The organism is Photobacterium pectinilyticum (assembly GCF_024357955.1).
Lineage (GTDB): Bacteria > Pseudomonadota > Gammaproteobacteria > Enterobacterales > Vibrionaceae > Photobacterium > Photobacterium pectinilyticum.
On record NZ_JANEYT010000025.1, the window covers coordinates 14530 to 36162 of the forward strand.

Genomic DNA, 21633 nt, shown 5'->3' on the forward strand with positions numbered 1-21633 from the left:
ACTTAAATGGCTTATTTCAGGGGGTCTGTTTATTCAGGAACGACGCGTGCCGTACGGCCATCAACATTCACTCGCACCCGCTGCCCGACAGTGAACATCATGTTTGGGTTAGCTTCTTGAACAATCGCGATAGTCTCACCGGTATCATCCATTTTGATGGTCAGGTTCACACCATTTCTCTTTGTCACCCCCTCTGCGGCTTTACTACCCGCATAACCACCTAAGACACCACCACCAATGGCTGCAATATCAGAACCAGAACCACCCCCTATCTTTGAACCAAGAATCCCCCCCACTGCCGCACCGGCGATGGCCCCAACCGCTTGACCTTCCCCTTCAATAGTCACAGGCTCCGTTCTTACGATCACGCCAGTTCGAACCTGCTGGATTGTTCGCGTGTCAGCTACGCCATAGGAATCGCCATACGGATTGCTTGAACACCCCGCCATCCCTAATCCCAATAAACCGACCAACAATACAAGCGGATAAAACAATTTTTTCATGCTGACACCTTATGTCTCGTAGGAACCTGACTTAAGTATAGCGGCAACACTTTATACCCAAACGACTTCAAGACACATGAGTTTAATGAGCAGTAAAATGGATAAATATCCAGCAGCCAACTGTGTTTAAATCCTTGCGCTATCAAAAATCATTGCATTTTTTCACTAACACTATAATTTACCAGCACTCAGAGATTATAAAGCTATCAACCGCTTTAGCTTAGACACAGGCAATGAAAACGACCCTTTCACTCTCCAAGTTCATTACGTTGCTCTTCGGGCTATCGCTTGTCTCTCTCTCAACCTACATCAGCTTTCTTTTCCAACCCGGCCTAGAACACAGTCGCTATCACTTAGCGCTTGCAGTCGAGTCATCAGAGCAAAGATCGGGCGATGAAGAGGAATGGTATTTCTCGTCGCTCCATAAACATGAACCCATTGGCTGGATAACCCTCAGTTCTCCACCTTCTTCGCAGCGGCACTTAGAGCTCCAACAACGTGCACAGTCTGTCGAATATGCGGTTCAAACTTCGCATCGTCGTCAACTTGTCAGGCAGTGGGTCATGGTTGCGATGACAGCCACCGCCTTGCCGCTGTCCGCCTATATGGTGTTGAAAGTCAACCACCGCCTAGGAGGCTGGAAAGAAGCCAATATTCAATACCGAACCATCGTTGAGCATCAACGATTCAAGCCTTAACGACATCTGACTATAAATACAACCGCTACGCGCATCTGCTTATGCAATGCGCTTATTGTTATTGCTTGCGAAACATAAGAATATGCTTAATTACAGACCAAGAATTGATTATCCCTTGTTAATCGCCATCATCTCGCTGATATTACTCGGCTCTCTCACCGTATGGAGTGCTAGCGGCTTCAGTGAACCAATGCTCGAACGACATCTTACCCGCGCCTTAATCGCATTGGCTTGTTTGGTGGTTATGTCCGCCATTCCACCGATTAAATATCAGCATGCCGCACCATACCTGTATGGTTTAGCTGTGATCTTACTACTTGGCGTTATAGTTATGGGCGACAGCACCAACGGCTCTCAACGTTGGCTGGCAATTGGCCCTATCCGCTTCCAACCGTCAGAGTTAGTCAAAGTCGCAATACCAATGATGGTTGCTTGGCTATTGGTTGTTGATGCTGGACGACCAGATCTAAAAAAAATCGGTCTATGCTTGCTGATTACAGGCGTACCGGCTGGACTCATTTTTATTCAGCCTGATCTTGACGGCGCAATCTTTACGATTATCTACGCCCTATTTGTCCTCTATTTTGCAGGAATGAGTTGGAAGATCATCGGCTCTTTTCTTGGCGGCATTGCCACTGCCCTTCCTCTGTTATGGTTCTTCGTTATGGAAGCGTATCAGAAAAAGCGTGTCACCCAATTTCTTGACCCTGAATCGGACCCTCTTGGGGCGGGCTATCAGATCATCCAATCGCTGATAGCGATTGGCTCTGGAGGTATTAAGGGGAAGGGATGGATGAATGCCACTCAAGGCCACCTCGGCTTTATCCCTGAAAGCCATACTGACTTTATTTTTTCTACCTATGCGGAAGAATGGGGATTCCTCGGCACAATGATTTTGTTAGGCTTATACCTGTTTATTACCGGTCGAGTTATCTGGCTGGCTTGTCAATGTGAATCGCCCTTTAACCGACTGGTCAGCGGTGCGTTGTCATTGAGCTTCTTCTTGTATGCCTTTATCAATATGGGCATGGTAAGCGGCGTGCTGCCTGTTATGGGTAGCCCTCTGCCCTTCTTTAGTTATGGCGGCACCGCGATGATCACACAAGGTGTGTGCTTTGGCATTATCATGTCGTTGTGTCTGTATCAGCCTTACAAGAGTAAATAGAGGCTATTACTGAGGTTAAAAAGCGCGACCAACATAAATATTTGATCAGTCTTGCTGGTTTAAATCGCTGTTCTCTGCGTTAGATATTTTGTAATTAGAGCGACTAGTTACTGCTATATCTGCCTTGATAACAACGATTTTTCCAGTGCAAATACTTGATCAACGACTTATCCAGATTGGTATAAGACAAGAAACAGCACTGGAAAACGATAGATTTGCAGTATACTTTCATAGCATTCATCAAACCCGCCTTTCGTGCACAACACATTGAGCAACATACTGCTCTATTACTCATCGAACAATGATTACTATGCTCGTTACTTCAGAAGATATCTACGACACGAAAACCTTAATTAACTACCTGAATCAGCATCAAGACAAGATAACGGTAAAACCTGCTCGCTTCGAGAAAGGCCAGATACTTCTCAGCCAAGGGCAGCAAGTCGAGCAGCTACTGTTTATTTTAGAAGGTGAAATCAGCTTAAACCGTCAAACCGTGCACGGCCGACGCTTCCAATTAGGTACCTATAAGCATAATGGCTTCATTGGCTTAATGGAGCTCTTTTCTGAAAAGCCCTGCTTCTATACTGTTTACGCAAATACTGAATGTACTGGCTACCACCTTGATACCAAACAGTTTACCCAGCTCATTTATCAAACGCCTGAATTGGCCAAGTTTGTCTTTAAACACATCACATCGAAATGGTATTTGTCTGTTGAAAAGATGACCCGAAATATCCTTCACACCATCAAATACTGCGTGATTGACGAACTGCTCTCTTTTGATGAACAAAACCCTGGCGAAAAGCTCTATATCAATAAGACTCTGGAATCAGAACGGATTGGTACCAGCATCCGCGTTTATAACCGCGTTATCAAGCAACTACAAGTTGAAGATGCCATTGATGTAGGTAGAAACTTTATTCGAGTCAGAAATCGTTCACTGTTAACAGAGATTTTGGAGAGAGAAATTGATAAGTAGCTGGCCTCACTACTTATGTACAGTACTGACGGCCAGCTAACGAGTAATTGCTAAAGAATTAGTTCCAGCGTTCGTGCTTCAACATATCTTCCGTTGTGAAGTTAGGGTAAGCCAACTCCCACATCTTCAGTCCGTCAAATTTATCGCTTGAGTACTGCTCAAAGAAAGCATCGAGATCAGCAATCATCTTCACTCGTAGTTCTTCGCGTGGTGGCTCAGACAAATACCGCTCGCCCATCGGGTTGCTTAGATCGTACCAGTGATCTTCAGGTTCTTTGTTCACTTCTGGGTTCGGGTAGTAGCGAATAAGTTTCCAATGACCATTCGAAATCATTCTGGAATTACCACGTTCTGCAAACTGATACTCACGCCACTCTCTAACTCGCTCACCTTTAAGCATTGGTAGCAGTGTCTTACCTGGGCCATAACTTGTGTCATAGGATTGCTTATCACCAGCGGCGAGATCCAGCACAGTAGCATGTAGATCAAGAAGGTCGACGAATTCACCACGCACTTGTTTCTGCCTTACGTACTTTTCAGGGCCTGAAACCACAAACGGAATACGTACTGTCTCTTCGTAATAGTTATATGGGAACGACGCATTGACCTTACCGTATAAACCATGCTGCCCCATTAATAGGCCATGGTCAGAAACAAATGCAATAACCGTGTTCTCAAGTAAGTCACGCCCTTCAAGGCCATCAATCAGCTTACCTAGTTGATCATCGAGTAATGTAACTGCGGCTAAGTATTGAGCTAATTGCTCTTCATGGTCATCTGGAACCAAAGTAAAGTCGCTCATATGATCGAGCACAGAATTTCCACCAAACGCCACCACCTTGTGCGCAATACCGCGATACTTGGTTACCAAGCGTTCAGGGAGACCTTCGAATGGGAAGTGAGGCTCAACATAGTTAAGGCTAACAAAGAAAGGCTGGTCATTGTCCTGATCAATAAATTTAAGCGTCTCATCTGTCAAGAATTGCGCTTGGATACCGGTGTACTCCATATTCTCACCATCACTTGAGAACAGTACCGTACCCGAGTGTAAGTATTGGTTCTTCCAACCCGCTTCGAGTGCATCATAACTCAGCCAGCGGTCAAAGCCCCGAATCGGATCTTTACTGTCAGTCGTCGCATGCCACTTACCCATCAAGGCGGTGCGATAACCTTCATCTTTCATTCGCTCAGAAAGAAGCTTCTCGCCATCCAGCCAGTTGGCATCGAATTTAGGATCTTCTGCCAAGAAATCATAGACCCCGTGTTGCGAAGGCATTTTCCCGGTATGGAAGGAGGCTCGAGCAGCCGAACTCACCGGGGCCGGTGTCATACCATTTTCAAAGCGAACCCCATTCTCTGCCAAGTAATCCAGATTAGGGGTTTCAATGATATCTTGATTGCGAAAGCTTGTTGCCCACTGCCCTAGATCATCAGCCATGATCACAATAATATTAGGCTGATCATTTGTACTCACATTTTCTGCTGCTTGTACAAACGGCGAGCATGACAAGGCCGCCAATGCACACCCTTTGGCAATAGCACTTAATTTAAACATGGCACATACTCCATTTACTGCTGTTGAGATTCTTTCTTTTGGATAATTTGCATAATTGCTGCAGGCGGGTAATTGTTCTGATATAGCTTTTTCATCAAAGCCATGTAAGGCGACGAATATTGAAAAAACGCTTTATAGCCTGCACAGAGGTAGTTTTGGTTTGGCTTGCCTGATGAAGAAATGGCAAAACGATGCTTGGGGCATCCACCGTGGCAAAGTGAAAGAAATTCACAACGACGACAATCCTCGGAAAGAGTGTCATATTTAGCCATACTAAACAGTCGGTTACGATCACTTCGATTCATTTCAATGATGCTTGTTTGGCGGATATTCCCAAGCTTATATTCTGGATACACGTAGTGATCGCAATTATACAAGTCACCATTGGCTTCAAGAGCAAATGCACTGCCACACTGCGGGGCAAATACACAAATTTGAGCTGGCTGTTCACACGTTAAGGCAAAGGTATTTTCGAACATTTGGATGAACACATTGCCGATATCTAACCTGACCCACTCATGAAATATTCGCGTCAGAAACTCACCGAAAGCTGTCGGTTCAACAGACCACTCACAAAGCTCCCCTGCAATATTGCTCTCGGGATTGATAAGGGTTAACCCACTGGCTGTATTCTCAGTCGCTTTTCTTTCGACCAATGGAATAAATTGCATGTGTTGGCTACCTAATTGTTTTAGGTAACGATAAACCGTGATTGCTTGGTGAACATTTGCCTTGCTCACCACGGTTAACGTATTAAATTCAATCCTATATTGCTTTAACAAGGCAATTGCAGCTTCAACCCTCGCGTGAGTAGGTTTTCCGGCGCGGGTTTTGCGGTAAATATCATGAATCTCTGATGGGCCATCAATCGAAATACCAATCAAAAAATTGTGTTGCTTAAAAAACGTACACCACTTTTCATCAATTAAAATACCGTTTGTTTGAAAAGTATTAACGACCTTCTTGCCGTTGGCATACTTCTGCTGTAGCAACACTGCCTGCTCAAAAAACGCCAGACCGCGTAACGTTGGTTCCCCACCTTGCCAGGCAAATACGACTTCGTTGCCGCTTTGAGCCTCAATCTGCTGCTGGATATATGTGACTAAGGTTTCATCACCCATCATCCAGTCTTGCCCACGATCAGGGTACAGATTTTCTTTTTCTAAATAGAAGCAATACGAACAATCGATATTGCATTTTGATCCTGTCGGTTTTGCCATGACATGGCAGCCTGAAGGGTTCCAAGTTTGTATATTCATCCGCAGCCACAGTGTATTTAATCGTTTGCGTGCGGATGTTAGGCAAGTTACAACGGTAGAAATAGGACATTTGTCCAAAATGGCTGCACTCTTCTTTTTATGTGATTTTCAGCAACTTTTTTAGTTTTAAAATGCAGCTTCGCTGTAATACATTTAAACATTCGTCATAATTTTTAATTGCTCCGTCGTTTATCATGGAAGAAACAGGACTTACAATATGAAAGATGAAACACTCTCGATACACTGTGGTTACGAAACCTGCCCAACAACTAAATCAGTCGCTACGCCCATATATCAAACCGTTGCCTATGAGTTTGATGATGCTCAACATGGTGCTGACCTCTTTAACTTAGCGGTACCGGGTAACATATACACCCGCATTATGAACCCGACCAATGATGTCTTGGAAAAACGCATGGCAGCCCTAGAAGGCGGGATTGCCGGCCTTGCCGTCAGCGCTGGTAGTGCGGCGATCAATTATGCCGTCCAAACTCTTGCTGAAGCTGGTGATAACATCATTTCTACACCTCAACTCTACGGTGGCACTTACACGCTATTTGCCCATATGTTGCCAAAACAAGGGATTGAAGTACGGTTCGCACCTGACGATAGGCCTGAGAGCTTAGCCGCTCTGATCGATGAGAACACCAAGGCGATTTACTGCGAGAGCATTGGTAACCCAGCAGGGAATATTATCGATTTGGAAAAAATTGCAGAGCTTGCTCACCAACAAGGCGTACCTGTGATCGTCGATAATACTGTTGCGACACCGGCCTTATGTAAACCCATTGAGTTCGGTGCCGATATAGTGGTCCACTCACTGACTAAATATGTTGGCGGCCATGGCACAACATTAGGTGGGATGATCGTTGATTCCGGTAAGTTCCCTTGGGCCAAGTTCAAGGAACGCTTCCCCGTATTTAACCAGCCAGAAGCGTCTTATCACGGTGTTGTCTATACCGAAGCTTTTGGTGAAGCAGCCTTTATTGGCCGCGCTCGAACTGTACCTCTTCGTAATACCGGCTCGGCTTTATCACCAATGAATGCCTTTATGTTGCTGCAAGGGTTAGAAACCCTCCCTCTTCGCATGGAGCGCCATACCGAGAACGCGCTGAAAGTCGCAGAGTTCCTAAAACAACACGACAAAGTGAGCTGGGTTAGTTATGCCGGATTATCGGATTCGCCATACTACCCACTGGCAGAAAAATACATGAAAGGTAAACCTTCTGCCATTCTGTCATTCGGCCTGAAAGATGGCTATGAAGCCGGCGTGCGTTTCTACGACGCCCTGAAAATATTCAAACGCCTAGTAAATATCGGCGATGCTAAGTCACTAGCATGCCACCCAGCATCAACCACTCACCGACAGCTAAGTGAAAGTGAGCAGGCACAAGCAGGAGTTAGCCCAGAGATGATCCGTCTCTCTGTGGGCATTGAACATATCGACGATATTATTGAAGATTTAGAGCAGGCACTGAATACATAACCTGTTTATAAGCTTATATCCAAGTCACTGCACCTTTCAGTGACTTGGGTGTATCATAACTACAGGACAGTAGATCATGTGGAAAGCAACTTGCAGAATTCAGTCGATGCCAAAGACACAAATACCACAATCAAGATAGCCACTTTTAATTTATGTAATTACCTCGCCCCACCCGATGCCTTTTATGACTTCGAAAATATCTATTCGCAGCAACAATGGGACAAAAAACAAGCTTGGATCAAAACCTACTTAACGGAACAGCAACCTGATGTTATCGGCTTTCAAGAAGTTTTCTCCGCTGAATCATTAAAAGCGCTGACCCAGAATGCCGGTTATCCCTACTTCGGCGTTGTCGATTCGCCGAACATTGAAGGAGACTACATTTATGACAGCCCAGTGGTTGCCATTGCATCACGCTTCCCCATTACAGATCTACAAGCCGTCACAGAAGAGCCTCACCTCAATACACCCCTTAGGCTCAGCAACAAGTTTGAATTTAGCCGCAAACCACTAAGAGCAACAATTCAACTACCACAAATTGGCCTATGCGACTGCTATGTGGTTCATTTCAAGTCAAAAAGATCTATTTCCGACGACAGTTTCTCTCGGCAAAATACGCCTGACGTTTCTGCTTATCAAAAAGCCGTTGAGGTTTTACGATCAGAAATGCTTGGTCAATGGGCTTCGACCCAACAAAGAAGCGCCGAGGCTGCACACCTAATCAATGCTATCTGGTCACGTAAAACCGAATCGGGGTATCCAGTTATGCTAATGGGTGACTTTAATGATGAATTAGAGACAAGTGTTTTACACCACTTGTTGTCTGATAGTGCACGGCAAATAAAAGATGATCTTTCACGATCAATTTCACAGCGCTATCGTCTACAACATAGTTGGCAGCTGTTTCAATCAAGCCTCTGCCACCGTGAAAATATTGACGTCGAACAGAATGGTTCAGTGGATAATATCGCGGATCTTCCCCCTCCAGTCACAACAAAGCGCCCTGCTCCGTATACCTTCTATTACGGCGCAAAAGGCATGGTACTCGATTACATTTTACTGAGTGGGGAGTTTGATCCTGGCTTCAGTGAAAGTATGGCGGAAGTTTATGACTACCACCTTTATGACCGTCACCTTATCAACTCGTCTTATGATATCGATAGCCACAGTACTGATCATGCCATTGTGATGATCACGCTTCGCATCCGCCAATAATTATGAATAAAAAAACGGTTTAACGCTTCCGCCCCCGAAAATACCAAGCCCTCCACAGCGAAGGGCTTTAACGTCCTATAGACATATAACCCCAATACCACTAAATTTGACAGACTACTCATATGCCACAGTATGAACTAGGATTAAATCCAAGTACTCTTAGCAACACACTGCGAAGCGGAAGCTGGTATAGATGATTATACCAGATACGCAATCTTGCGAACGCCTCTGGCATAACTCAAAGCTACGCTTAAATTAAGGCAACCAATACACACAATATGTCTATGTCAGAGCATCAGCAACCGGACGTACCCTCTCGCGACACATTAGCGATTTTATTATTTGAAGGCTTTGACCTGCTTCAGGTATCGGCGGCAATCTCGCTATTCCACGCTTTGCCAGAAAAGTTCGATATTCTGTTAGTTTCTGATAATAGTGAGGTAATGACGAGCCAACAAGGTATCCCACTCAATGTTGACCTGAGCTATCAGGCATTGCTGACTTATGACATTCTCTATGTACCGGGCGGCAACGGTATCGAAAAAGCCATCAATGATGAACGAATGGTGGATTGGCTGACAAAACAAAATCGCCACGACACTCTGCTTTGCTCATCTTGCATTGGCTCAGCCCTACTGGCACAGGCTGGACTACTTAAAGGCCATGTAGCAACAACTAACAAGCAACATTATCACTGGGTTACTCAATTTGGAAAGCAAGTTAAATGGGCACCTGTCGCACGTTGGACTCAAGATCAGCGCGTGTTTACCTCATCAGGCCAGACTGCATGCTTTGATATGTTCATTGCTGTGATTAAAGCATACATCAATGAAGAAACAGCCAGAAAACTGGCTATTACGATGGAGTACCTTTGGCTCAATGATTCTGAGGACGACCCATTCGCACCACTTCATATCGTAGAATAGAAGGTGTTCTTAACATCCCTCTTGCCACATCACATGGCAATTTGCGTCTTTCGCTGCTTGTAGCATTTCGATCAACGGTGTAGCCCTTGTATGAAGACCTACCACTGGCTCCATATCTAGATCCGCCACATCATCGACATCAACCGCATCAGCATCAGAAGCTTGTTCTTCTAACTGACGAAGGCGATTTACCTCAGTGGTCAGCCTAGATAGTGCCTCATCAATGTCTTTCGGATCCAGCGCACCGGGAATGTTTTCACAATACCCCATGAGCCTCAGTAGCTGCTTAGCAATGTCACCAAACATCACAACATTACCATGCACCTTGCACTTAAAAGTCACTAGCATGATTCCTTCCTCCTTTTATCTCGCCGGGCATAAAGATATCCTGCAAACCCTCCAGATATCGCTCCGAATAAATGGCTCTCATAACTGATCCACTCACGGGTAGGTAAAAAGCCCCAAATCATCGAGCCGTAGAAAAACATGACCAAAATAGCAATCGCGATAGATTTCACACTGCGATACATAATGGCGTACATCAATAAATATGCCCATAAACCATAAATGATGCCGCTTAAGCCAATATGATAATGCATCCGACCAAAGAACCAGACGCCTAACCCACTGCCCACCCAACTAACCATAAAGATGGCGATCAAGCGCGCAATGCCCGTTCGGGAAACAAGGAAGGCTAATACAGAGAAAGAGAGGATATTACTGATCAGGTGGCCCCATGACCCATGGAGAAATGGATAGGCAATAATTCCAGTAAACCCATTAAAGTGACGAGGTAACAAGCCAAAGTCAGAAAGATAGCCCGCAGTAATTACGTTGAAGATATGGATAATAGTGATTAACACCACAACAGTCACAATAAACTTTATTGAGTCTCTATCTTTCTGATCCAGCTTCATGTTTTACAACCATTAAATATGATCTACCGTAAAAGACATACTACCAAAATGACTGCCTTGATTTGTAATCAATATCGACCTTTTTACGTTGGCGCTTGCCCGCAATATGAAAGTTTTTACCAAATAGAAGTCTAATTTGATTAAAGGTCTCGCTAGCTAGCAAACGACGTTCAGAACTATGCCAGCAACGATTTGTTGTCAATTTTACTGCGGCGATGGCATCTGGCGAACCATTAATAATTGACTGGCACAAAGCATTCGCACGAACCATAGGCTCTTCTACCACTTCGCTGACCAGATTCAACGCATTAGCCTCTTCAGCTTCCAAGATTTCACCTGTCATCGTCAAGCGCATTGCCACATCTTTCGGCACCACTTCACGCAGTGACATCAAACCGGCCATATCAGGCATCAGTCCCCAGCGTATCTCCATGATCGAGAGTTCTGCCCCCGGGGAAGCGATACGAAAATCAGCGCCCAAAACTATCTGCATTCCTCCACCCCAGCATTTACCTTCTAATACTGCAATCACAGGGCAAGGTATTTTTCGCCAATTTCTCGATACTCTCTGGGCCATGTTGGCATTGCCAGGTAACCATTTTGCCAGCAAAGAGATCGCATTTGAGCGAGATGTCACGACACTTTTGACGTCAAGCCCACTACTGAAATTGCCGCCAGCCCCACGGACGATAACAGCTCGAACATCTTTTCTTTTGCGAAGATCACGGCTCACTTTATCAAGCTCTCGAAATAACGGCATATCCAACGCGTTACACTTATCTGGCCGATTAAGCACAACAGTGACAACGCCGTTTTCTTCTTCAACTAGCAATCTTGTCCATGACATAAGCACTCCTTTGTGTGGTCTGTCCAGTTACATTATGAACATTAACACAAATTCAACAAAGCACCTCATTGGGTATTCAGCTTTGTGGCTGGCACGAATCCTTTTTTCTCCGCAAGTAACCGCCATTCGGACGTTGTTGAGGATGAGATGGGCTCAATGGTATCTACACTTGCAGCCACATCCCCGCCAGAACATTTAGTCCCTGTGGTCTCTATCGTTGCCTTGAATAAAGGGTATGTATGACTGCCAGAGATACACCAGTCTTCAGCCATCTCACCGCCTTTACTATCACAAACGTCGGCAATAAACCTATGGAAGTCTTCAATTGATCCTTTACTTTCATCCAAGCACCATAAACGCTGGTAATGGATGTAGCCATCACGCGGATGATAAACCTTTCCGGGGATCAGTGAAGTAAAGTCCCACCCTCCACCTCTTGTCGCGTTAACATATTGGGCCGAAAGACTGGCAATATCTTTGCTTTCATTAACGGTGGGCTTTGAATAACGCTGACCACTACAGGCACTCACCAGCAAACAACTAATGAGTACCACACCTGTTTTCCCCATATCCACACCTTCTCTTACCTAACATTACCGACTGAATAGACATCATGCTTTTAAATCAACGTTGAAGCGTTAATTGTCAGTGGGTTACGCTTTTATTTTATTCATTAAGCATAGTGAGAATTTCTACTTACCTCTATCTCATTCCTATCATTCAATTTATCCTGCTTAAGCAATTAGCCCTCCTTTCACCTTACTTGTAAGCAATTGCACATCGCTAAGCTATGCTTAAACATATTGGATCAAAAGTGTGATGTGAGTCAGATATGTACTTAGAGCCCCATTCAAGATTATTAATTGCAGATACCACAGAGGTACTGGATGCTTTTCTAGACAATGGGTTACACAAAGAGTATGAGATCTATTGCCAATTTCCGCATAGCTTACATATTCATAATAAGCTAAAGGATACATCGCCTATTTCGGTCGAGTTTAACGATGGATTCATCATTAGTGAAAATACATTCTAAACTTTAGCTTTCAACGCGTCTGTATACAAGCTGATATAGGTCTTTGTATGTTTAAGCCATTAATTATAATATTATTTATCCTCGTTACTATTGGCTGCACCAAAGATGTAGTCACCGATTATAATGCCGCTGTTAATTACAGTAATTACAAGACCTACGAGTTTGCCCCCTTCTCAACCACCCAAGCGACAACCTTAGATGGCAGTAGGATTGAGGATGCTATTACCACTCAGCTTTATACTAAAGGCCTCACTGGCGTCAATGAAAATGGTGACTTATTAATTAGACACTCTATTGTTGAGCAAAGTGACTTTCAAACCTACGGCACGTCATTCGGCTTTGGGTACAGGCATCGTAGTGCTGGCATTGCTTATTCAACACCGACACAGATTAGAGAATACCGTTATGGAAAAATAGTTGTCGAACTTATTGATACAAAATCCAATAGTGTTGTATGGCGCTCAGCCTCTCAGCGCCGACTTACCGAGACCATGACTCCATCATCTCGAAAAACATTCATTGATACCCAAATCAATGAAATGTTTAAAGAATACCCACCTAATTAATATATTCATTAATTTAGACAAAACGATAATTTCTCATACTTAAGACAAATCATCGATAATCTCAGAAACAATCAATCGAATTCATATTTTCTTATTAGTGAGACACTTTAAAGAATATGATAACCCCTCCAAACCTTACAAATCATACACTTAAAAACAAACAAGAAGTAAAAATAATAAATACCACAAAAAAGTAATAATTTGTTTTTGATTTTTTGTTTCTCGTTACTAAATTTACAGTGTCGGAAGACAAAATTTCAACAATAACTTTGTATTAAGAGAGTAACAACATGAAATCATTGAAGCAGTTTCTCGTTGATTTTTATCATGATGAAGAAGGATTAACAACGGTTGAATATGCAGTAGCTGGTGCACTTGTGGCATCCGCTGTTGTTACCGCTTTTACCAATTTGGGTGAAGAGGTCGGTAACACAATAGATGGCCTTGAATCGACTCTAGAAAACGCCAATGGTGCTGGTGCTGATGCTGGTGCTGATGCTGGTGCTGATGCTGGTGCTGATGCTGGTTGATAATAGATATTTTTTGTTTGCAAAAATAATTATATATCCGCAAGCAAGGTAGAATGCGTTATGAGTATGCCAATTATTTTAATCGTATATTATGCTGCTTTATATGACATGAAGCATTGTAAGATTCCAAATGAAATTATTTTAATTTTGATTTCACTTGGTTTTATACAAATACTATTTGGCATAGTTGAAACTAATTCCAATGCATTAGTTATCACGACTAATGCATTAATTGGTTTATTTGTTGCACTAAGCATTAGCATATTATTATACCATTTTGGTTTATTTGGCGCAGGAGATGCTAAATTATTAGCATCTCTTGGTGTTTTTATTGGACCTTACAACGCTGTAATTTTAATCGCAACCTCAATTGCCTTCTCAGGGTTACTGGCCTTACTCAGATTATCTTGTTATGGGGAATTAAGACCAATGCTCACCCGTTGGTATGACTCAGTTAAATCCCATCATTACTTTAAGCCTCAAAAAAACACCATCGCTCATAGTGCTGTACCAATGGGGGGGGCTATTCTTTTAGCTACCGTATATTGCCATTTTTATCTTTTTTGACAATGAGAGTTAATTGATATGAATATAAATACTTCCTTGCTTAATAAAAGATTGCTGGGCACTCAGGAATCTTTAACTCTCAAGCCAAAAAATGTTGAGCAAACAGGAATTTCTTCTCGCCTACTAGATATACTATTAATAAAGCATTTGTCACAAACAACAGATGAAGATATTATTAATCTATCCAAAAAGTTAGGATTAAGCGGTAATATCGTCGAGCAATTATTACAGAAGCAAAAAGCTGAAGCCTTTGTTGAAGTAAGATCTGACGGACGTTTCTCCAATAGCATACGCTATGGCCTAACAGACAAAGGGCGTAACCTTGCACACCATGAATTACAACGAGATGGCTACCTAGGCCCTGCCCCCATCTCACTCGAGCACTATAAAAAATTAGTACTAAAACAAACCACCAAGAATGAAAGAATCTCTCCAGAAATACTGAGAACAGGTCTTGATGATTTAATCCTACCAGAAAACATCGTCGGTACTGTTGGTCCCGCTTTGAATTCAGGTAGAGCAATTTTTATTTATGGTTTACCGGGTACAGGTAAAACGTATATTTCAAGAAGACTTGTACGCCTGTTCAGTAATCATGTATATATCCCCTATGCTGTAAGTATTGGTAATCAAATCGTTCAGTTATTCGACCCTATCATTCATACACCGGCCCCTAAACAGTCTGATTCATTGTTACTTGATGATGGTTATGACAACCGGTTAGTGCTGTGCCATCGTCCAGAAGTCGTAGTCGGCGGAGAGCTTACCGCTGACATGCTAGAAGTGACTATGGATCACGCGCACAGGGTTAATCGCGCTCCTTTGCAAATGAAAGCAAATAACGGGATTCTACTCATTGATGACTTAGGTCGACAAAAAGTGTCCGTCGATGCCATTTTGAACCGGTGGATCATACCACTGGAGGAAGGTATTGATTACCTTTCATTATGCTCTGGGGATCACTTTGATATCCCATTTGAGCAAGTATTAGTCTTTTCATCTAATATTCACCCTGCCAAACTTGCAGATGATGCTTTTTTAAGACGTATTGGTTACAAAATTAATTTTGGTCCAATTTCAATTGATGATTACACCACACTTTGGCTGAGAGAATGTCAAAAACATGCACTGTCTAATGCTTCAGGAGCTATTGAGTACGTAATAGAACAGCTCCATATACCTTGTAACGTACCATTATTACCCTGCTATCCACGAGACTTAGTTGCCATGTGTAGCAATCAGATAAACTTTTATCAATTACAAGAAGTTATTACTCCTGAGTTAATAAGAACAGTTTGGGAGTGCTACTTCGTAAATAATGAGGCAGAGGTTAGCTCTTATGAGTAAAGTTAAAATTCTTCTTATGCTCTCAATTTCTATTTTTATGGGGCTTGGTGCGTTATTCCTTGCTAATAATTGGATTGAGAAAAAGCAAGCAGCAATATCTACAAATCCCCCCGTTACCGTTGAGCCAGAGCGTATCGAAGTAATCAAAGAAGAGCCACGGGTACCCAGAGTCGTAGCACAGAATAATATACCATTAGGTACGCCGCTAGAGGCTAAGCATGTAAAGTTAGAATATTATCCTGAGGATCTTGTTATAAACACGGGCTTCTCATCAATAACTGAAGTTATCGGTAAGCTCGCACGCAACGAAATTTTTGCCGGCGATCTTCTTCGTAACGAGCGATTAGTTTCACCAGGAGAAGGGACAACGTTAGCTGCGCTTATTTCACCTAAGATGCGAGCGGTGACCATTAGGGTCAATGACGTGATTGGTGTTGCCGGATTTTTGCTCCCTGGTGATTATGTTGATGTTATCTCAGCGCAAAAATCCACTAGCCGAGCTCAAACAGTACTGAAAAAAATCAAAATTTTGGCTGTAGACCAAACCGCCAGAACTGACGAATCTAAACCTATCATAGTAAGAGCAGTCACTTTAGAACTGACGCCTAGGCAAGCAGAGTCTTTAATTACATCCAAATCTAAGGGTGAGTTACAACTTTCACTGCGTAACCCAAATGATCCTGAAGAAAAACCACGGGTTTATAGAAGGACTACAGATAGTGTCACCATCATAAAAGGGACAGATACTAGCCGTGTCAATGTTCGCATATAACCGGTAATCTTAGGAGAAATGAATATGGAAGTTAATAAATTTCAGATACCTAGCCCCATACTATACATAGCCATATTGATATGCTTATTTGTATTTAGCAGTTATAGCTTTGCTGCTCGAACACAATCCATATCTGTCCCACATAATAAATCACGTCTCGTCGAAATACCTGGTAGTGCCAAAAAGATATCAGTCGGTAACCCTGATGTCGCAGATATACTCATATTACGCTCCAATAAAATTTATGTGCTTGGCAAGCAGCTTGGTACAACTAATGTCATCGTTTGGGATTCCCGAGGCAGACTGATAACAGTACTTGATGTAGAAGTGACTCATGACCTAAATGCTCTAAAAGCCAAGCTATACGAATTTATGCCACAAGAGAAAATCTCAGTCTATACCAGTCAAAACAAACTGGTACTCAGTGGTGATGTTTCAAGTGCTGAAAAAATTGCGATGGCAGTAGAAATAGCCAATACCTTTACCGGTGATGACATTGGCATTATTAACTTGATGAATGTCGGTGGTTCACATCAAATTATGCTGGAAGTCACCGTTGCAGAAGTTCAGCGTTCGCTCATTAGGGAGTTTGACTCAAACTTTGTTTTCGCAAGAAATAATAGTAACTGGACCTGGGGTGGCGTCAATGGCGGTGCGAGTATACCAGTCGTACCACCAGTTGATGATGCAGGAAACTTTATAAGTAACGCTATTTCTGGAAGCTTGGATATTGAAGATAACGGATTGTTTGCCAGTTACCTCAGTGGTAGTACTTTATTCAGTGCTGCATTCAGTATTGCGAAAACAAATGGCCTAGCAAAAATCTTGGCCGAACCCACATTAACGGCATTAAGCGGTGAAACAGCAGAATTTTTATCAGGGGGTGAATTTCCTATCCCCGTTCCCAATGACGAAAACATTACTATCGAATTCAAAGAATTTGGTGTCGGTTTGCAGTTTGTTCCTACAGTATCCTCCCCTGACAGTATTAACTTAGCATTGAATATTGAAGTCAGTGAAATCACCAATACCAATGCGGTAACTGTTTCTCCAGGTGGCACAGCATCTCAATTCTTTGTCCCTGCTCTTTCTAAACGTAGTGCTAAAACCACGGTAGAACTCGGCAATGGACAAACGATTGGTATTGCCGGCTTACTCAATGAAAGCGTCACTGATGTTGTTGATAAGCTTCCTGGCCTTGGGGACTTACCAGTAATCGGGCAATTGTTCCGTAGCCAGTCATTTCGCAAAGGCGAAACTGAGCTTGTCATTCTAGTTACCCCTCGACTTGCCAAGCCCGTCCGACGCCAAGATTTGACTCTTCCGACAGATTCATTTGTAGAGCCAAATGACTGGGAATTTTATTTGCTTGGCCGTATGAGTGAGCTGAAAGAGCAGAAGCAACAAACCGGTTATGCCCCAACAACCAATGCATCAGCCGTCATTCTTTCACCCAATGCGGGTTCAGAAGGTCAATTTGGCCACAGCTTATAGGTGTTACATTATGGACTTACGATTACTTACTCTTGTTCTGATATTTACCAGCACGAGTCTTTGGGCGGGTGATGCTACGTGGGGCAAAAGCACACAACAATTAAAACGATTACAAACCGTTGACCCTTTAGCTGAAAATAGAGTTCCTTTAGGGTCTCCTGCTTTCAGTGGCAAAAAAGCCAGTAAGTCATTTAACAGTGAACGAAAAGGCAGCGATCAAAAAAAGGTAAAAAATAAAGAGCTTATCAGCGGAGTAAGCGACTAATTCCTTGTATGAATTCAAGCGGGAACCATCATATGCGAGCTAACAGACAAAAGACATCACCTAACCAACAAAAAGGGGTTGTAGTGGTATTTGCAACACTCGCTATGGCAGTCCTCATTGGTGCTGGTGCATTGGCTCTGGATGTAGGGAACTTAACACTATCAAAAGGTAAGTTACAGAACCTGGCCGATGCAGCTGCACTCAGTGCAGCTAAAACCATTGACCTCGGTGGTGATCAGACAGAAGCAACAGCAGCAGGAAATCTGACGATTAACGACAACCTCTCATATGATGGTTTTAGTGCAATTTCCCTTGAGTCCGCAACTATTACGTTTGAATATTCAGAAACACTTCCTTTCGATAGCAGTACCGCAACCACAGACTCAACCTACGTAAGAGTACGTATAGAAAATGTAAATATTCCGGATTTTCTCGTTTCCGTAATGAATATTGACTTGAGCACACGAGCTTCTGCAGTGGCTGGTCCAAGCTCTAGCCTTGGTCGTTCTTGCAACATAGTGCCACTGAGTATCTGCGCTGGAGATGACTCAAGCAGTGACAACATTGCTGGGTATTCCAGCGGCACAATGCATGTTCTCAAAGCCTCATCATCAAACCCTTCAGAACTTGGGCCCGGAAACTTTATGCCTGTAACGCTAACAGATGCAGATGGTAACCCGCAAACCGGTGCTGATTCCTATCGAGAAGCGCTAGCTGGGAAGTATGAGAGCTGCCTTACTGTAGAGGCAGGAGAACCAATAACGACTGAAACAGGTAACATGGTAGGCCCTACTCTCGCACTGGATACACGATTTGAAGGTTTTAAAATACCGGGCCTTAAAGATAGTGATTATATCCATGATGTAAATTCCTACTATCACGAAGACAAACTTGCAGCGGTCATGTACAGCGATGATGCAGGTAAATATATCACTGATAAAACATCAAGCGAAATATACAGTTACTCAGAGTATATGGCCAAGTACCAAACAGAAAATTATGAATCTTGTCTAAACTCATCCTCCTGCCAAAACCATGGTTTTTTCCGTAGAATCGTAACTGTCCCCATTCTTGATTGCAGCACGGCCTCAAAAAAAGGCGGGCGAATGGAAGTTGAGATGCAGGGTTTAGCATGCTTTTTTATATCGCAACCAGTCAGCGAAACGACAACAACAGACAACAAAAACGGCAATGGCGACGGATCGTGGATTGTTGGTGAGTTTATTCAAGATTGTAGAAATAATAGCGGTAATGCCAGCATAGAACCCAATGAGGACGGTCCGTATAAAATAGTACTTTTCGCTGATCCTGATAGTGGAGATTCGTGATGCGGTTTATTTCCAGGCACAGAGGTGTTGCTATTGTAGAGTTTACCATTCTACTTCCTTTCTTTTTATTCTTACTATTTACAATAGCTGAGATGGGCCGTGCTTTTTATACCTATGCAGAACTAGAAAAGCTAAGCCGAGAAAGTGCTAGATACTTATCGGGGGAGCTTATAAAAGGCTCAACAGGCTTATACTCTATCTCTGACTCAGATAAGATTTTAGCAAAGAATTTGGCTGTCTATGGTTCAGTAGATGGCGGTTCATCATCTTCTCTTCCCGGTCTTGACACATCTCATCTGCAAGTTTCATTAAACGGGAATTATGTAAAAGTTGAAATAAGCTACCCCTATCAGCCAGTATTAGCTGTTATCCCTGGTTTCTTCGTAACTGATGATATTGATATGAATATCACATTAGTATCCAGTTATTCAATGAGGGTTCTGTAATGAGATCCTTAAATAGAAAAAAGGAAAAAGGAAGCACACTGGTAGAGTTTTCTATTATTGCAGGGTTATTTTTCATGTTGATATTTGCAATCATTGAGTTTGGTAGGTTGCTTTTCACCTGGCATGTACTTAATGAAACTTCACGTCGAACAGCCCGCTTAGCTACAGTATGCCAGATAACAACATCGGAACAACAAGACATCAAGTTAGCCAGTATTATTGATAATGTTCCTTTACCAGATTTTACGGCTCAAAACATACAATTGACTTTTTTGGATAGTGTCGGGTTAGAAATCACTGACGATATAACCGAAACTGTTAACTTTAATCAAATTGAATTTGTAGAAGCCAAAATTGTCAACTATAAAATAGCATTATTTATCCCTTTAGCTACTTTTAATGTCAATTTTACAGCTCCAGATTTTAAAACTATCTTACCGAGAGAAAGCCTCGGCGTCACTAGAACTGGTTACACTGATTGCTAAGGTGAATTATGAATACAACAACGAGCCGATCAAAAAATGATAACTTATCTACCACCAAGAAGACTCCACTGCCTGTTTCATTAAGTGGTTGGATAATCTCTGAGAATGAAAATTTCGTACACCCGCTCGCTGATTACTTCTTACAATGGACAAATGTTAAATTCAACACATTTACACAATTTAGCTTAAGTGCACAATTAAAGAACAAATCTGAAATTAAAAAACCTGACTTGATTATCATTGATGGCGATATTGACTGGGTATCTATTACTACAAAAATAAAATCAAACCTATCAAATCAAACGCCGATAATTTTAATATCAAACGACTCAAGTGCTGAAATTTTGAAAAAAGCTTTAAAATTAGAAATAAAAGATGTTTTATCGATACCATTTGATGAACTAGAATTAGATCAAATAATTTTCAATTGTTCAAATTTGAAATCAGTTAATAGAAAACAAGGTAAAACCACTATATTCATTAATGCTAAAGGTGGTATGGGATCATCAATTATATCAACATCCGTAGCTCACATGATTGCCTTACAAAATGAATCCACTGTGTTGATCGATCCCGATGCGCAATTTGGCTCAACCTCTAGCTTGCTTTCCACCCCTCCAAAGTACACATTAAGTGAAGCTTTATCTCAGGTTGATTCCTTAGATGAGTATGCTACATCAGGCCTATTGACTAAACATGAATCTGGACTTAGATTCATTCCAAACCGTACAGAACACTTATTAGATACTGTCCCTGATTTTGACTCTGAATCATTCAGGGAGTTTCTTGAACACATTAAAAATGGATTCCAACATATAATCGTTGATGTATCTAGAGGGTTGGACAATAACATTTACCCAGCTCTATCAAGTGCTGATAATATTTTTATTGTTATTCAACAGAACATCCCATCAATAAAAGAAGCCTCAATACTCATAAAAAAATTGAAACACTTGTTTGGATATAGCAGTCAACAGATTAGTGTCATTGTAAATAGGTATTCAAAAAATCTTGAAATCTCACCTGATGAAATAAAAGAGTCATTGCATTGCGAAACAGTTTTGCTAGTCCCCAATGACTATCTATCTGTTAGTGCTTCGACAAACTTGGGGGAATTACTCGCGACACATTTTGAGAAAAAGCCTATAGTAAAATCCCTAAAAGAAGTCACTAACCTAATTACAGAAAAACAAGAAATAGAAGCTAAAGGGGTTAGACGCTTCTTTACATTCTTGAGGAGTTAG

General features: G+C 42.3%; 24 protein-coding genes. 17 read left to right on the plus strand and 7 right to left on the minus strand.

Annotated features, from left to right (window positions below; genetic code table 11):
• Nucleotides 1–29: 29 nt before the first annotated feature.
• A complete protein-coding gene (locus NHN17_RS12410; protein WP_255042875.1) occupies nucleotides 30–503 on the minus strand; it encodes an outer membrane lipoprotein in 474 nt (157 codons plus the stop codon).
• Between the two features lie 269 nt (nucleotides 504–772).
• On the opposite strand from NHN17_RS12410, the gene NHN17_RS12415 reads away from it, so the two are divergent.
• From NHN17_RS12415 to NHN17_RS12425, 3 genes are all read left to right on the plus strand, one after another.
• Nucleotides 773–1201, plus strand: a complete 429-nt coding sequence (locus NHN17_RS12415; RefSeq protein WP_255042876.1) for a hypothetical protein — start codon at nucleotides 773–775, stop codon at nucleotides 1199–1201.
• 82 nt (nucleotides 1202–1283) lie between these two features.
• The gene (gene rodA / locus NHN17_RS12420) at nucleotides 1284–2366 is read left to right on the plus strand and encodes a rod shape-determining protein RodA (RefSeq protein WP_255042877.1); all 1083 of its coding nucleotides are present in this window, start codon (nucleotides 1284–1286) and stop codon (nucleotides 2364–2366) included.
• A gap of 310 nt (nucleotides 2367–2676) precedes the next feature.
• Nucleotides 2677–3348 carry a Crp/Fnr family transcriptional regulator gene (locus NHN17_RS12425; RefSeq protein ID WP_255042878.1) on the plus strand — a complete coding sequence of 224 codons (672 nt, stop codon included), beginning with the start codon at nucleotides 2677–2679 and terminating at the stop codon, nucleotides 3346–3348.
• A gap of 58 nt (nucleotides 3349–3406) precedes the next feature.
• On the opposite strand, the gene NHN17_RS12430 is transcribed toward NHN17_RS12425, so the two are convergent.
• Nucleotides 3407–4903 (minus strand): sulfatase family protein, encoded by a 1497-nt coding sequence (locus NHN17_RS12430; protein ID WP_255042879.1) that lies wholly within the window; start codon nucleotides 4901–4903, stop codon nucleotides 3407–3409.
• Nucleotides 4904–4917: 14 nt separating this feature from the next.
• Nucleotides 4918–6123, minus strand: a complete 1206-nt coding sequence (locus NHN17_RS12435; RefSeq protein WP_255042880.1) for an anaerobic sulfatase maturase — start codon at nucleotides 6121–6123, stop codon at nucleotides 4918–4920.
• A 256-nt stretch (nucleotides 6124–6379) separates the two neighbouring features.
• Here NHN17_RS12435 and NHN17_RS12440 point away from each other — a divergent pair, with 256 nt between their 5' ends.
• The 3 genes from NHN17_RS12440 to NHN17_RS12450 all read left to right on the plus strand — a co-directional run bounded on the left by NHN17_RS12440 (nucleotide 6380) and on the right by NHN17_RS12450 (nucleotide 9789).
• A complete protein-coding gene (locus NHN17_RS12440) occupies nucleotides 6380–7648 on the plus strand; it encodes an O-acetylhomoserine aminocarboxypropyltransferase/cysteine synthase family protein (RefSeq protein ID WP_255042881.1) in 1269 nt (422 codons plus the stop codon).
• Nucleotides 7649–7738: 90 nt separating this feature from the next.
• Nucleotides 7739–8863 (plus strand): endonuclease/exonuclease/phosphatase family protein, encoded by a 1125-nt coding sequence (locus tag NHN17_RS12445; protein WP_255042882.1) that lies wholly within the window; start codon nucleotides 7739–7741, stop codon nucleotides 8861–8863.
• Nucleotides 8864–9141: 278 nt separating this feature from the next.
• Nucleotides 9142–9789: a DJ-1/PfpI family protein gene (locus tag NHN17_RS12450; RefSeq protein ID WP_255042883.1), complete on the plus strand. Its 648-nt coding sequence runs from the start codon at nucleotides 9142–9144 to the stop codon at nucleotides 9787–9789.
• A gap of 9 nt (nucleotides 9790–9798) precedes the next feature.
• Here NHN17_RS12450 and NHN17_RS12455 read toward each other — a convergent pair whose 3' ends face one another.
• The 4 genes from NHN17_RS12455 to NHN17_RS12470 all read right to left on the minus strand — a co-directional run bounded on the left by NHN17_RS12455 (nucleotide 9799) and on the right by NHN17_RS12470 (nucleotide 12122).
• Nucleotides 9799–10137, minus strand: coding sequence for a DUF1840 domain-containing protein (locus NHN17_RS12455; protein ID WP_255042884.1), 339 nt, complete (start codon nucleotides 10135–10137; stop codon nucleotides 9799–9801).
• Nucleotides 10131–10706: a rhomboid family intramembrane serine protease gene (locus NHN17_RS12460; protein WP_255042885.1), complete on the minus strand. Its 576-nt coding sequence runs from the start codon at nucleotides 10704–10706 to the stop codon at nucleotides 10131–10133. Before NHN17_RS12460 ends, NHN17_RS12455 begins: the two co-directional genes overlap by 7 nt.
• A 40-nt stretch (nucleotides 10707–10746) precedes the next feature.
• On the minus strand, nucleotides 10747–11553 hold the full coding sequence (locus NHN17_RS12465; protein ID WP_255042886.1) for a crotonase/enoyl-CoA hydratase family protein: 807 nt from the start codon (nucleotides 11551–11553) through the stop codon (nucleotides 10747–10749).
• 65 nt (nucleotides 11554–11618) lie between these two features.
• The gene (locus NHN17_RS12470; protein ID WP_255042887.1) at nucleotides 11619–12122 is read right to left on the minus strand and encodes a hypothetical protein; all 504 of its coding nucleotides are present in this window, start codon (nucleotides 12120–12122) and stop codon (nucleotides 11619–11621) included.
• 514 nt (nucleotides 12123–12636) lie between these two features.
• Between NHN17_RS12470 and NHN17_RS12475 the strand changes: the two genes are divergently transcribed.
• The 11 genes from NHN17_RS12475 to NHN17_RS12525 all read left to right on the plus strand — a co-directional run bounded on the left by NHN17_RS12475 (nucleotide 12637) and on the right by NHN17_RS12525 (nucleotide 21633).
• The gene (locus NHN17_RS12475) at nucleotides 12637–13155 is read left to right on the plus strand and encodes a DUF4136 domain-containing protein (protein ID WP_255042888.1); all 519 of its coding nucleotides are present in this window, start codon (nucleotides 12637–12639) and stop codon (nucleotides 13153–13155) included.
• A gap of 290 nt (nucleotides 13156–13445) precedes the next feature.
• Complete coding sequence (locus NHN17_RS12480) at nucleotides 13446–13685, plus strand: Flp family type IVb pilin (RefSeq protein WP_255042889.1); 240 nt, start codon at nucleotides 13446–13448, stop codon at nucleotides 13683–13685.
• A gap of 60 nt (nucleotides 13686–13745) precedes the next feature.
• Nucleotides 13746–14252, plus strand: a complete 507-nt coding sequence (locus NHN17_RS12485; RefSeq protein WP_255042890.1) for an A24 family peptidase — start codon at nucleotides 13746–13748, stop codon at nucleotides 14250–14252.
• A gap of 18 nt (nucleotides 14253–14270) precedes the next feature.
• Nucleotides 14271–15599, plus strand: a complete 1329-nt coding sequence (locus NHN17_RS12490) for a DUF8689 domain-containing protein (RefSeq protein WP_255042891.1) — start codon at nucleotides 14271–14273, stop codon at nucleotides 15597–15599.
• Entirely contained in the window at nucleotides 15592–16371 is a 780-nt protein-coding gene (gene cpaB / locus NHN17_RS12495; protein WP_255042892.1) for a Flp pilus assembly protein CpaB, read from the plus strand. Before NHN17_RS12490 ends, cpaB begins: the two co-directional genes overlap by 8 nt.
• A gap of 18 nt (nucleotides 16372–16389) precedes the next feature.
• The gene (locus NHN17_RS12500) at nucleotides 16390–17865 is read left to right on the plus strand and encodes a type II and III secretion system protein family protein (RefSeq protein ID WP_255042893.1); all 1476 of its coding nucleotides are present in this window, start codon (nucleotides 16390–16392) and stop codon (nucleotides 17863–17865) included.
• A gap of 10 nt (nucleotides 17866–17875) precedes the next feature.
• Nucleotides 17876–18130, plus strand: a complete 255-nt coding sequence (locus NHN17_RS12505; RefSeq protein WP_255042894.1) for a hypothetical protein — start codon at nucleotides 17876–17878, stop codon at nucleotides 18128–18130.
• Between the two features lie 32 nt (nucleotides 18131–18162).
• A complete protein-coding gene (locus tag NHN17_RS12510; RefSeq protein ID WP_255042895.1) occupies nucleotides 18163–19458 on the plus strand; it encodes a pilus assembly protein TadG-related protein in 1296 nt (431 codons plus the stop codon).
• Nucleotides 19458–19904 (plus strand): TadE/TadG family type IV pilus assembly protein, encoded by a 447-nt coding sequence (locus NHN17_RS12515; protein WP_255042896.1) that lies wholly within the window; start codon nucleotides 19458–19460, stop codon nucleotides 19902–19904. Before NHN17_RS12510 ends, NHN17_RS12515 begins: the two co-directional genes overlap by 1 nt.
• Nucleotides 19904–20389 carry a TadE/TadG family type IV pilus assembly protein gene (locus NHN17_RS12520; protein WP_255042897.1) on the plus strand — a complete coding sequence of 162 codons (486 nt, stop codon included), beginning with the start codon at nucleotides 19904–19906 and terminating at the stop codon, nucleotides 20387–20389. Before NHN17_RS12515 ends, NHN17_RS12520 begins: the two co-directional genes overlap by 1 nt.
• 8 nt (nucleotides 20390–20397) lie before the next feature.
• On the plus strand, nucleotides 20398–21633 hold the full coding sequence (locus NHN17_RS12525; RefSeq protein WP_255042898.1) for a CpaE/TadZ family protein: 1236 nt from the start codon (nucleotides 20398–20400) through the stop codon (nucleotides 21631–21633).